This is a genomic window from Erythrobacter sp. JB1-4, from assembly GCF_057365025.1.
The window spans coordinates 2,077,928-2,090,791 of sequence record NZ_CP200292.1 but is presented as its reverse complement, the minus strand read 5'-3'; the positions used below and the strand labels follow the sequence as shown (position 1 = coordinate 2,090,791).

Genomic DNA, 12,864 nt, shown 5'->3' with positions numbered 1-12,864 from the left:
GTTTTCCTGACAGGGAGAGGTGTTGGAAAATTAGAGGGCGTCGACAAAGGCCTTATATGCTTTGTCGTCCATCAAGCCTTCAAACTCGCTTTTGTCGCCGATGGTCATGCGGAAGAACCAGCCGTCTTCCTCTGGCGAAGTGTTCACCAGAGCCGGTTCATCCTCAAGCGTGTTATTGCCCTCGGTGACTTCGCCGCTGATGGGCGCGTAGACGTCGCTTGCCGCTTTCACACTCTCAACAACCGCCGCATCGCCGCCCTTGTCGAGCATCGTGCCCACGTCGGGCAATTCCACAAAAACGATGTCGCCCAATTGCTCTTGCGCGTAATCCGTAATGCCGACTGTGGCGCTTTCGCCTTCGACGTCGATCCATTCGTGTTCATCGGTAAAATAACGCGGCATCAGTCAGTTTCCTCTGAAGTATTTGTGGGCCACAAAGGGCATGGGAGATACGATTGCAGGAAGCTCGCGGCTGCGAACCTTGCAGGTGAGCTGTGTGCCCTCTTTGGCGTGGGCGATATCGACATAAGCCATCGCGATGGGCTGGCCCAAGGTGGGCGAGAAACCACCGCTTGTGACCACGCCGACTTTGGTTTCGCCAGCAAAGACTTCGGCGCCTTCGCGTGCAGGCATACGGCCCTCGAGTTTGAGACCTACACGCTTGGTGGCGGGACCGTTGTTGAAAGCCTCCATCACCGGACCATGACCAAGATAGCCTCCGCCCTCGCGGCGCTTCTTAGAAAGCGCGAATGTGAGGTCAGCGCTTACTGGATCGGTTTCCAGTGTGAGGTCATGTCCATAAAGTGGGAGCCCTGCTTCGAGCCGCAAACTGTCACGCGCGCCAAGGCCAGCAGGCTTAACCCGGTCATCGGCGACAAGCGCGTCGGCAAGTTTCGCGACCGAGCCTTCGTGAACCGAAATCTCAAACCCGTCTTCGCCTGTATATCCAGCACGGCTCACCCAGATGTGGCCACCGTCATAGTCGAACAGGTCCGCCGTCATAAAGGTCAGCGCGCCTGTCCCCGGGACCAACTCTTCCAGAATGTCGCCAGCTTTGGGCCCTTGTAGGGCCAATAGCGCGAAATCGTCATAATGGCTCATCGCCACTTCATCTGCGAGATGTTCGCGAAGGTGGCCGATGTCATCCCATTTGCAAGCGCCGTTCACCACCATAGTGAGATGCGGCCCGGCATTGGTGACCATCAGATCATCAATCACCCCGCCCTCTTCGGTCAGAAGCATAGAATAGCGCATTTTGTTCGGCTTCAGTGAGGTGATCAGACCAGGGAGCAGTTTTTCAAGCTCACGCGCGGCAAGCTGGGGATCATCTTCGGGCGAGCGGAAGGCGAGTTGCCCCATGTGAGACACATCAAAGAGGCTCGCAGACGAACGCGTCCATTCATGCTCTGCCACGATCCCCTCGTACTGGATCGGCATCTCATAGCCAGCAAACGCTACCATCCGGCCACCACGCTCACGATGCCAAGCATCAAGTGGAAGCTTGCGCGCTTCTAATGCCTCTGGGGCAATCTCTTCTTCAATTGGTTCGTCGCTCAAAATATTAGTCCCCGAAGACAGGTCAAGAAACGCCTCAAACACAGCGTCGTTCCTGCCCCCTCTGTCGGGTCAACCTGAGAGCTTAGCGGGCCAAGAAAGCTCCGCCTTCCCCTTCGGTGGTAAGGCACGCGAACAATAGCCCGCGCCTCACGCTTTCCAGAGTGCCTATGCCAAGCTCGCGGTCCATTTGCCTGAGAGTTTCCGGGGCGGTTGCTCCTTCGGCGCCGGGCTCCTTTTCAGAAACCAAGTCTCTCCCGCGAAAGACGCCAGAATCACTTCTAGCAGGCGCACTCCATGTTGCGTATGCGAAGAGGCGCGTCAATCGAAGGGGTAGCGCTCACATGAATTAATTGTGTGAAACCTGCAGTGCGCGCACAATTCACAATGTTTGACGGGGTTGGGTGATTAAAGAAGTCCGCAATCACCAGCGGTGAGCGTGTATGTGGCACCGCTCGCCTCGCTCACATCAACCTTTGCGCACCAGCTTTCATTGGTGGACATCTTGAGGCGTGAGAGCACTTGTCGGTCGCCTGCTGCAACGCTTGAACTGCTCTTGTGGCGCGAATTGGATGCGCCCGTCAGCTCCGCGGTGAATTCAATTTGCTGCGTCACGGTGGAGTCCGCGACCACTTCGATCTCCACGCTGTCTGCATTTTCCGTCACGTTGAGAGACAAAGCACGATTATCGTTGGAGGCGTTCACAGAACTGCACCCTGCTGCTGCGACGAGAATAGGTGCGAAAAGAGCGAGTTTTGCAAAAGTGTGAGCCATGATGATGAGCCTTTAATTGCCGCCACCAAGCTGTTGAACGATCGCATTCACAATCCCCTGCGTCTCGGGCGAAAGGTCAGCGGTGGGGTCGCCCTCCGCCGCGGTCGCCTGAGCATCGCTCAACGCTTGATTGTTGAGAGCGACAGAGGCCACCACCTGATTATCGAAGCTACTGGGATTGGCATCCGCGCTTGCCAGTCGTCGGATCGCCGCCTCAAGGGAAGCAACCCGGCCTGCATCAAGTCCGCCGCCCAAAAGGCTGTCCTCAGCAGAGCCGGAGCGATTGCCTGCAAACTCTTCGGAACGTGTTTCAATTCGCCCTTCGCAAAGCGCCTGAAGTGCAGGGATATTGCTGCCGCGCTCACAAATATCGGTGCCTTCAACGGCATCAAGCAGGACCCGGCGCTCCGCAGCGCTCAACTGTGCAAGGGCCGCAGACGATGTACCATCAGAAAGCTGCGGCACATCATTGCCGCCACCTTGGGCGGAAACCTGTGCCAAGGGCGTATCGCGGGTCGTGGCTTGGCTAGCCTCAATCTGTTGCTGACGCGCTGCTCTTGCGCGAGCGGCCGCTACACTTTGCGGTGTGATTGTTTCTGGGAAATAGACTTTGGAGGTTTGATCCTCTGGGGAGGTTTGATCCTCTGGCGCTTGATTAACAAACGCGCTTTCATCGCGAGGGACCTCGGGCGGGCTTTCTTGAGCAACGAGCGGCGCTGATGCGAGTAAGACCCCGGTGAGGGCCAAACATTTCGCAATTGCGCGCCTATCACTCATACAAATGGCCCTAGTTGCTTTGCGTGATGACAGCCACCGCGCCGCCGGTTTGCACAACCTCAATATCGGTCAGACCCGTGCCCGTTTGCGCCCACTCCAGCGCGTTACCATCGCCAATTTGCGAAGCGGTCATAGTGTTGCTGTCACCGGTCTGCGTCATGATCGCCTGATTGTCTGAACCATCTTGGATGAGGGTTGCAAGGTTACCATTGCCGGTCTGCGTGATCGCAGCGCCAGACGCCTCAAGACCGGTTGCGTTTTGAGACAATAAAGCGGTGTTCGCATTGCCCGTCTGCGTAATCAGAGCAACGCCTTGTGCCGCGCCAGATTGCGATACGCCGGTGATATTGTCGTTGCCGGTTTGATCGATCCCAGCAAAGTGATCGCCGTCGCCGTCCTGGGTGACATCGGCGGAGTTATCATTGCCGTCTTGCACAAGCTCAGCATTTTGCTCGCTGTTCGACTGGTTAAAAGTCGCCGCGTTGCCATTGCCGATCTGTTCGACAAATACCCCATCAAAGGGCCCGGTGTTTGGGGCATTGACCTGCGTTTGAGCAAGTGTGGGCGCTGCGGCCAAAGTGGCCAGCGAAGCGGCGATACCAAGTGTGATCCGATTCATGAGCTTACCCTAACCGATTGCGCCGATAATGGCGAGTAACCTTGTGTGCAGTCCTTAGCCGAGCATTCATTACTCTCAGATTGATAAGGCCGGGCGAGCATCGAAACCCGCCCGGTTTATCAAACTGTTTACGGTGTGCCTTGTGTCACAGTTGCGGTGTTACCGTTGCCAAGCTGCGACAGAACCGAAGTGCTAGCATCGAACTGTTGCACCGTTGCGTTGTTCGCCTGACCGTCTTGGGTAACAGTGCTGGTCGCTCCATCGGCAAGCTGATCGAGGTCAATCAGGTTATCGGTCCCATCCTGCGTGATGGTGCTGGTATTACCATCACCTTCTTGAACGACATCAATCTCGCTGCGGTCAGCTAAGTTAATCTGGCCCTGGCTAACGCTGCTGTTGTTGCCGTCACCCGTTTGCGTAACGGTGATCTCCATTGCCAGCCCCAAGCTCCCGAAGGCCTGCAAACCAGTGCTCACATTGTTATTGCCGGTTTGGGTGATAGTGGCCGTGTTCACACCATCGCCCCCTTGACTGAAGGTTGAGCTGTTTCCATCGCCGATCTGATCGACAAACACTTCAGCGATATCGCCAAAACCAAAGTCATCAGCGGATTGGTTGATGGTCGAGGTGTTGTCCGAACCGTTCTGAGTATTCTCAGCGGTATTGGTGTCGCCAGATTGAATAATGGTCGAGATGTTGTTCGAGCCACCTTCCTGGAAAATCAAGGCTGTTTCGAAACCGTTTCCAGTTTGATCGATGGTTGCCTCGTTCGCAATCGCCGTACCTGTCTGAACGATCACCCCGGCTTCACCATTTGCGGTCGTACTTTGAGTGATCGAGGCGATGTTATCGTCACCAGCCTGGAATATCTCAGCAGTGTTCGCGCCCGCTGTGCCCGACTGACCGATTGCTGCGTCATTGCCAGAGCCGGTCTGAAGCACGTCTGCGGTGTTAGGGTTGGTCGCAGACTGCGTGATGTTCGAGTTGTTGTCCGCGCCAACTTGCGAAACCGTTGCCAAATTGCCGTCCGATGACTGTGTAATGGCTGAGAAGTTGTCGTCCGATTGGTCAACAGCTGCACTGTTGTTGGAGGCATCTTGGGTGACAAAATTGGTATTGCCATCGCCTGCTTGAGTGACAGTGCCCGTGTTACTGCCACCTGCAGCGAACCCGTTTTGCACGACTTGGCTGGAGTTACTGCCGCCGGTCTGAGTGACGCTAGCGGTGTTATTGTCACCGCCTCCTGCTCCGCCAACAAAGCCTTGGCCAATAAAGCTGTTATTGCCTTCGCCGCCGCCTTGAACGAGCGTTGCGTCATTGCCGTTGCTATCCTGGAAAACTTGGGATTGGCTCGTTACAACGCCGCTATTGCTTTGCGTGACGCTGGCGGTGTTGCCATCACCATTCGTGAAACCTTGCACAAGAAGGCTGAAATTGTTTGAACCGGTCTGGTCAACGGTTGCGTTTTGCCCGTCGCCCGCTTGGCCGGTTTGTGCAACGAGACTGTCACCCACCTGCGTTGTGGTCGCGGTGTTGTTGGTCCCCCCTGTGACGGTGCCACCGACAGCCGTGCTATCGCCCTGCAAAGTGACGGCGGTGTTTCCTGTACCGGCTCCTTGCGTAATCGTCGCTGTGTTAAGCGTATTGGTTCCGCTTGGAGCGGCGCCGGTCTGTGTGATCGTCGCCACAGCGCCGCTGCTGCCGATTTGCTGATCGATAGTGGCCTCATCGTTCCGGGCAAGATCAGTTTGGTTGACTGTCGCGGTGCCAAGCGAGCCGGCCTGCGTGATAGTCGCTTCATTTCGCGCGTTCTGATTGATGACGTTGGTCGCTTGATCAACGACCGCAGTATTATCATCGCCTGATTGCGTCACGCTGGCATCGTTTAACCGACCTGCCTGGTCCACATCCGAAGAGTTGCCGAGGCCAGACTGATCCACAAATGCGGTCGATTGGCGCCCGCTGTTCTGATCAATATCAGAAGTGTTGTCATCGCCGTTCTGAAGCACGGTCGCGGTTTGTTGACGGTTGACCTGGCTCACATCAGATGAGTTGTTGAAACCGTTCTGAGTGATGTTTGCAACCAGATCGCCATCATTGTTCCCGCCTGCGTTATCCGCCTGCGTGATGATCGATGCGTTGCTATCGCCTGTTTGCGAAACCGCCGCGCTGAAATTCGAAGCGCCGTTGTTATTGATTGACGTCTGAACAATGTCAGAGGTGCTAGCCCCGTTTTGGGTGACGTTTACCGTCATTCCGTCGACGTCATCACCAGACGAGATCTGGTCAACCACACTGTCACCTCCGCCCGACTGAGTGATAGTCGCAGTAATGTTTTGCGGGTTCGCAGCAGTTGTTTCCTGACTGACGTTGGAGATATTTGTGTCGGCCCCTTGCGTCACGGTGGCAGCAAGGTTCTCACCATCCTGATCTACGTCAGAGACGTTGCCTGTTCCGCCGGATTGATCGACGCTAATGGAGTTTCCAGTGCCGCTTGAACTGACGATGCTGCAATTGCCGGTCGCGCCTGCGCATGCTGGTGGGACTGTGGCCTGCGCGAAGACTGGTGCTGCTGCGCCAAGCGCGAGCATAGACACGCCTGCATAGATCAGATTTTTCATGATATTCCCCCCAAATTGCGCCCCATCGTCCGCCGACATGGTTTCCAGCGCTAGTATTCGTTTTGTCCAATCAGCCCGGACAAGATGCTCCTTGCCCGGGCCAATCGAAATCAACTTTACTGCGTAACGGTTACTGTGCCGCCAGTGCCGTTTTGCGTAACCACTGAGACGTTACCAGCGCTAAACTGGTCAACAGTTGCAGTGTTGCTGGTACCTTCCTGCGTGATCGTGCTGGCATTGCCGTCACCAAGCTGAAGAACAGCCGCGCTGTTCAAGCCGCCAGCCACAACGCTGTTTTGAGTTATGGTGCTGGTGTTGTCATCGGCGTCCTGAACGCTTTCGGCAAAGTTGCCGTCGCTTGTGGCCACGAAACCTTGTGTGATGGTCGTCTCGTTGCCCAGCGCGCTGCCGTTCTGGAAGGCCTGCGCGGTGCTGTTGTCGCTGTTCTGTGAGATCGTTGCCACGTCGTTCACGCCGACTTGCTGGACGAACGCATCGGCAGAGCCGCCGCTGAACATGCCTTGGTCGATTTGTGCAATGCTTCCGACCGAGGTCTGAATAACCTCGGCGATCGGCGCATTGCCGACTTGGGCGATAAGCGCAAAGTTGTCAGAGCCGGACTGAGTGATATCAGCGTCAGCGGTTTGAGTGCCGAAGGTGTTGGTGCCGAAAAACAGCGTCTCATCACCTTGCGAGATAACAGCGCCATTGTTTGCGCCACCACCTTGGTTGATATCAGCATCGCTTGAGCGTGCATCGTCCTGAACGATCTCACCTGTATTAAGGTCAGCAGTCGCAGTTTGAATGACGTCAGCAGTGCTGGTGTCGCTGCCGGTGACCTGTTGGATGTCGGCAAAACCGTTGACACCATCCATATCGACATTTGCCGTGTTTGGACCAGCAAGAGATGACTGAAGAATGACGCTGTCATTGGTTGCACCGGATTGATCGACGGTCGCAACGTTGTTGTCGCTAAGCTGATCAATGTCGGAGGTGTTGCCAGAGGCTGTTTGAGTAACGGTTGCACCGTTGCCATTGCCCGTTTGTTCAATGGTTGAGTTGTTCTGCGCAAACGCTGGAGCCGCCGCCATCAGGGCGACCATTGAGGTTGCTGCGAAGGTGAGCTTTTTCATTGGGAGTGTTCCTAACACCGCACTTGGGAAGTGCGTCTCGTTCAAAATTCAATCGGCAATAAGCACTTGGCCGGACAAGCGTATGCTCGCCCGGCCAAATCGCTTAATCGCTTATGGCGTGCCTTGCGTGACGGTTGCAGTGTTACCTGTGCCGTCTTGGAAGACGTCAGAAGAGCTGCCGTCAAACTGAGAGACAGAAGCAGTGTTCGTGCTGCCATCCTGTTCGATCAGGCTGATGTTGCCGATACCTTCCTGAAGCACGGTGGCGATGTTGTCTGCGCCAGGGCCGAAGCTGTTTTGCAGAACATCGCTTTCGTTTTCAGAACCGGTTTGCGTGACCGTCGCTGTGTTGGTGTCGCCGCCAGCAGCGCCTTGATCGATGACGCTTGTGTTAAGCTCACCGCCGCCCTGTGTCAGGGTAGCTTCATTGCCATTGCCATCTTGGAAGATTTGCGATGTCGACACACCAAGACCGGTGCCGCTTTGCGTGACATTGGCCGTGTTTCCGTCGCCACCAAACGTGCCTTGGAACACTTCGCTGACATTGTCAGAACCGATTTGGTCGACGAACGCCATTTGGCCAGCACCGCCTTGTGCGATGGTCGAACCGAGGAAGTCGCCGTCCTGGGTCGATTCTGCGACGGCATCCACCGCATTCTCAACGATGCCGCCATTTGCGGTCGTATCGCCTTGTACAATTGTTGAAGCGTTACCTTCACCAGAGACCTGGTCGATCAGAGCTGAGTTGTCTGACGCGCTGGCGATTGCGCCGGTTTGCGTGATGGTTGCGGTGTTGGTGTCCGTGTCAACGCTCTGAAGGATCAGAGCAAAGTCACCAAGGGCGTCATCATTTTGGTTGATCGTTGCACTGCCATCGACACCATCTTGTTGGATGCCAGCAATGTTGAAACCATCAACCGCTGCGTCTTCCTGATCAACCACGGCGGTGTTGCCATCACCGGTTTGGACGACAGTCGCAGTATTTTCCACCGCGCCTTGAACGATGTCTGTATCGTTGTCACTGCCCGTCTGCGTGATGTTTGCAACACCAGTGTCGCCGGACTGAGTGATCGTACCAATGCTATCATCGCCGCCTTGCAAGATGCCAGCAGTGTTTCCGATATTGGATTGTTCGATGCCAGCACCGTTGCCGTCGCCAGTCTGTTGAATATCGGCATCCTGGAGTTCGCCGGACTGAATGATAACAGCAACACCGTCATCCGCTTCTTGGAAAGCAGTCGCGAGGTTGTCAGTGCCCGACTGGTTCACGTCAGCAAGGTTGCCTGCACCGTCTTGCTCAACTTCCACTTCAAGCACTGCGCTGTCGATGCCAGCGTCGCTTTGCGTGACGATCGATGCGTTGCTGTCACCGGTTTGGGTGACGACTGTGCTGATCAAAACGCTGTCATCGCCGCTTGAAACCTGCGCAACATCAGAAGTGCTTGCGCCGTCCTGATCAACATCAGCGATCATGCCGCTTGCGTTTGCGCCAGAAGAAGACTGGCTAACGATCGAGTCGCCGCCGCCCACTTGGTTCACAACCGCAGTGGTGTCGATTGGCGTTGCACCAAGCGTTTCCTGATCGACGTTAGAGATGTTGCCATCTGCACCCTGCGTCACGGTCGCATCAAGGTTCTCACCATCTTGCACGATGTCCGACACATTGCCGGTGCCTGCTGACTGATCAACGGCAACAGAGTTACCCGAACCGTTTGAATCGATGACCGAACAGTTACCGGTCGCGCCCACACAAGGCGCAGGCGTGGTGGCCTGTGCAAGGAGTGGAGCCGCTGCTGTCATAGCGAGCAGCGATGCACTTGCGTAGATGATGGATTTCATTGTCGTCTTCCCTCAAATTTAACCCTGTGAAAGTCGCGCCGCAGGGATTTTGAAATTAACTCAGTTCAAAGGGGAAACTCATCCCCCCGAAACCAAATCTGCTTAACTTACTGGTTTACCGTTATTGTGTTGCCGACACCGTTCTGAGTGAGATCAGAGACGCTGCCATTCCCGAGTTGATTGACGGTCGCACTGTTGCCGGTGCCATCCTGAGCCAGCAGGCTAAGGTTGTCATCGCCCTGCTGGTCGACCGTCGCTGTGTTATTGTCGCTCAAAAGGTTGTTCCCTTGCGCGATAACGCTGGTGTTGCTCAGACCGCTTTGCGTGATCGTTGCAGCATTGCCGTCACCGCCCGCAAAGGCTTGCTCCACTTGGCTCTCGTTGCCATCCCCGGTTTGCGAAAGATCGGTGGTGTTGTTGGTGCCGCCGTATTGGAACACACCAGAGGCACCGTTGTTCGCGGCCATCGAAACATTGACAATGTTGCCATCACCCGCCTGCTCAACCTCACTAAAGTTGCCATCGACAGAGGCCGGCGTCACCTCGTCAATTTGATCGACGAACACATCACCATTGAGACCGGTTTGGGCGATAGAAGAAAAGTTAAAAGAGCCTTCCTGAACGCTTTCAGCTTCATTGCTGGTCCCGCTTTGCTCGATAAGCGAGGCGTTTCCTGTACCGCCATCTTGATCGATCAAAGCCGCATTCAGGCTGTCAACACCAGAGACAGCACCGCCAGTTTGAACGATGCCAGCGCCGTTATCTACAGCGCCAGCGCCTTGAACGATAAAACCGACATCGCGCCGAGCGTTTGCCGACTGATCAATCCCTGCGCCACTATTTGTGCCAGACTGAACGATTGTGCCTTCGTTGAAGCGGTCACCATCCTGCAAAATCTCAGCGGTGTTATCAGAGGATGCAGCGGTTTGCTCGACAAAAGCAGTGGCGCGCGCCTCGGATTGATCAATCTCAACAAGGTTGCCATCACCGGCCTGGATTACGTCGGCGGTGTTTCGCTGACTGCCAACCCCCGCCTGCGTTACGTCGGAGGTCCCATTGGTACCGGTTTGCAAAACTGTCGCTGTGTGGCGACGGTTTTCCTGATCAACAAATGATGTGTTGTCAGCCCCGGTTTGCGTGACAGTGGCGGTAAGCCCAAAGTCGCCCGCATTGTTCAGATCGCGCTGGTTGATGGTAGAGCTAAGGCCCGCACCATTTTGATCGACTGTCGCGGTGAATGTGTTTGCGTCATCGAAAGCAGCGGTTTGATTGATCTCGGACGATACCGTGCCGACCTGTGTCACCGTCGCGGTAAACCCGGTCGCATTCGCGCCAAGCGCGGACTGGTTGACGATAGAGGTCGCGCCATCGGTTTGATCCACCGTTGCAAGAAGGCCATTGGCCCCAACACCAGGCGCAACCTGCGTCACATCAGAAGTGTTGAGATCGCCCGTTTGCGTCACAATTGCACTGGGATCACCAAGCGTCACTTCATCATCGACCTGATCGACGTTTGAAAGGTTGCCATCACCATCCTGCGTGACCGATGCACTCGCCCCGGTCGCGTCCTGAAGGATTTCAGAGGCATTGCCTGCACCATCTTGATCAACAGTGGCGCTGTTATCAGTGCCAAGGCTGTCAACGATGCTGCAACTGCCTGCCACTCCCACACAGTCAGCAGGCACGGTCGCCTGCGCCAAAAGTGGTGCCGCTGCGGTCAAAGCAATTGCTGAAGCACCTGCGTAAATTGCTATTTTCATTAAACTTCCTTTCAAGTTGACCGCCCCTAACCTTATGCGATCTTCCTTCGGGGATACTCATTCAAAAACGCCGCGGCTCACCCCCGCTCACCCGGCGTCAACGACTTCTAAGGGGTCCTACGGATTGCCCTCAAACTGGTGCACAGCGTAAAAGTTCTGAGGTTGCCAAAGGTGCAGGCCGTATCGCTCGCCTGAACAGCGAAGCCACTCTCTGCAGGCACCTTGCATTCCCCCATTCTCTTTTTTCCGCCCTTTTCTTTGACCGCTTAACATTGCCGCACCTTCCACCTTGGCACCGGCAACAACAGTCATTTACACCCTACTTGCGCCCTTGCGGGACGCGCCCAAACCGCTGAACAAATGTCTGCGAGTTAAGAACCTTCTTCCTCTTCTTCGCCGCGATCAACGACCGTCAGCGCCGTAAGCGAGCCAGCCCGCTTCACCGCCGCCTGAACATCAGAGGCATCATAAACCCCGTCACGTTCTGCGCGATATGTACTCATAAGAGCTTCGGCCTCTGCCGAATTGGCAAAACGCCAAAGCCCCAAGTCAACACCTTCAAGCACAAGGCCGTAAACCGCCTTTTCAATCGCTTGCTGCAAAGCCACCTGATCGGGCTCATTCGCCGTGATGCCAGCCTCAGCTTCAAGCAACTCGCGGAAAGCAACAAAGCGATACGCGCTTGCCCCGATCGCCTGACTTGCGATGGTTTTTGATGTCTGAATATTGGCAAGAACCTCGCCCGTGCGCACAGAAACTGCGCGTAAGTACACGGTCACCGTATCCTGGCGATATTCCGAGCGCGCTCCGATACCGAGGAACGCCGCACCTGCACCACCTGTGACAGTGTTGGTGTCATAGCCGACAATGCCACCCTCAAGCAGAACACCTGCAAACAAAAGCGCAGGCAAAGCGTTCGGGTCGACCTGTTGCTCACCCAAATAACGCTTGCGCATTTCGCCAATGATCTGACGCTCTTTAAGGAGGTTATCAAGACGCTCGCGCTCCACCACAGTAAACCACTGACGATTGCCTGCATCCTGCAGAGCCTTCACCAGAATAGAGCCCGCACCTTGCGTCACCGCACGGCTAAGCGTTTGCCCGCTGTTGGTGGGACGGAACTGACCGGTTTGATCGCTGAACCCATAAACAGCAATTGCCACCTGGCGCTGTGGCGCTGGCAGCTGATTGAGCAGGTTCTGTGTCTGAGTTTTCTTGGGGAAATAGGCAAGGCTGGTGGTTTCAGGCAGCCAATCGCGGCCATCCTGACCAATACTCATGCACCCGGTCAGCGAAAGCGCGGCGAGGCCCGCAGTTGCGTATTTCAACAACGCTTTCATCAATTGACCTCAAGGAACAGAGGAATGACGATGCGCGTTTCTTCGCCTGAATTATCGTCGCGGATAATTAACGTCACTTCATCAAGACTGCGGAAAAACTCAATCGTTTGACCGCCAAAAGTGATCGTGCCCTGCTCCTGTGGATTCTCACCAAAGATCGCATCAACGATCTGAGAGGAGAGCGCTGACAAAAGCCGTGATTCGAGCTGACGGGCAAAGATGCTAGACTGATCATTGCGATCCACAGCATCAGGGTCAGTCGTGTCATTCTGCGCATTCGCAATGCCCAGAATATGGTTTGAATTAAATGGGTTACCACCAAAGGTGGGGCTGATCGGTGTGTGAACCAGATCCTGAGCCATAACGGGCGCCGCAGTCATCGTGAGCCCAAAAGCCCCCGCCAACCCCAGCGCGATCGCAATCTTGCGGATCATAAACAGAATTCCC

Annotated in this window: 11 protein-coding genes and 1 riboswitch; all 11 genes read right to left on the bottom strand. The window is 55.5% G+C overall.

The window, feature by feature from the left end; genetic code table 11:
* Nucleotides 1-30: 30 nt before the first annotated feature.
* Nucleotides 31-402, bottom strand: coding sequence for a glycine cleavage system protein GcvH (gcvH, locus tag AC0V61_RS09755; protein ID WP_486157055.1), 372 nt, complete (start codon nucleotides 400-402; stop codon nucleotides 31-33).
* 3 nt (nucleotides 403-405) lie between these two features.
* Nucleotides 406-1,557, bottom strand: coding sequence for a glycine cleavage system aminomethyltransferase GcvT (gene gcvT / locus AC0V61_RS09750; protein ID WP_486157054.1), 1,152 nt, complete (start codon nucleotides 1,555-1,557; stop codon nucleotides 406-408).
* A gap of 169 nt (nucleotides 1,558-1,726) precedes the next feature.
* Nucleotides 1,727-1,824, bottom strand: a riboswitch (glycine riboswitch).
* 138 nt (nucleotides 1,825-1,962) lie between these two features.
* Entirely contained in the window at nucleotides 1,963-2,328 is a 366-nt protein-coding gene (locus AC0V61_RS09745; protein ID WP_486157053.1) for a hypothetical protein, read from the bottom strand.
* Nucleotides 2,329-2,340: 12 nt separating this feature from the next.
* Nucleotides 2,341-3,105, bottom strand: a complete 765-nt coding sequence (locus AC0V61_RS09740; RefSeq protein ID WP_486157052.1) for a hypothetical protein — start codon at nucleotides 3,103-3,105, stop codon at nucleotides 2,341-2,343.
* 10 nt (nucleotides 3,106-3,115) lie between these two features.
* On the bottom strand, nucleotides 3,116-3,724 hold the full coding sequence (locus tag AC0V61_RS09735) for a hypothetical protein (RefSeq protein WP_486157051.1): 609 nt from the start codon (nucleotides 3,722-3,724) through the stop codon (nucleotides 3,116-3,118).
* 128 nt (nucleotides 3,725-3,852) lie between these two features.
* Entirely contained in the window at nucleotides 3,853-6,345 is a 2,493-nt protein-coding gene (locus tag AC0V61_RS09730; protein ID WP_486157050.1) for a beta strand repeat-containing protein, read from the bottom strand.
* Between the two features lie 116 nt (nucleotides 6,346-6,461).
* Complete coding sequence (locus AC0V61_RS09725) at nucleotides 6,462-7,478, bottom strand: hypothetical protein (protein ID WP_486157049.1); 1,017 nt, start codon at nucleotides 7,476-7,478, stop codon at nucleotides 6,462-6,464.
* 111 nt (nucleotides 7,479-7,589) lie between these two features.
* Entirely contained in the window at nucleotides 7,590-9,317 is a 1,728-nt protein-coding gene (locus AC0V61_RS09720) for a beta strand repeat-containing protein (protein WP_486157048.1), read from the bottom strand.
* 107 nt (nucleotides 9,318-9,424) lie between these two features.
* Entirely contained in the window at nucleotides 9,425-11,077 is a 1,653-nt protein-coding gene (locus AC0V61_RS09715; protein WP_486157047.1) for a beta strand repeat-containing protein, read from the bottom strand.
* 371 nt (nucleotides 11,078-11,448) lie between these two features.
* Complete coding sequence (locus tag AC0V61_RS09710) at nucleotides 11,449-12,417, bottom strand: CsgG/HfaB family protein (protein WP_486157046.1); 969 nt, start codon at nucleotides 12,415-12,417, stop codon at nucleotides 11,449-11,451.
* The gene (locus AC0V61_RS09705; protein ID WP_486157045.1) at nucleotides 12,417-12,851 is read right to left on the bottom strand and encodes a curli assembly protein CsgF; all 435 of its coding nucleotides are present in this window, start codon (nucleotides 12,849-12,851) and stop codon (nucleotides 12,417-12,419) included. Before AC0V61_RS09705 ends, AC0V61_RS09710 begins: the two co-directional genes overlap by 1 nt.
* Between the last annotated feature and the right edge of the window lie 13 nt (nucleotides 12,852-12,864).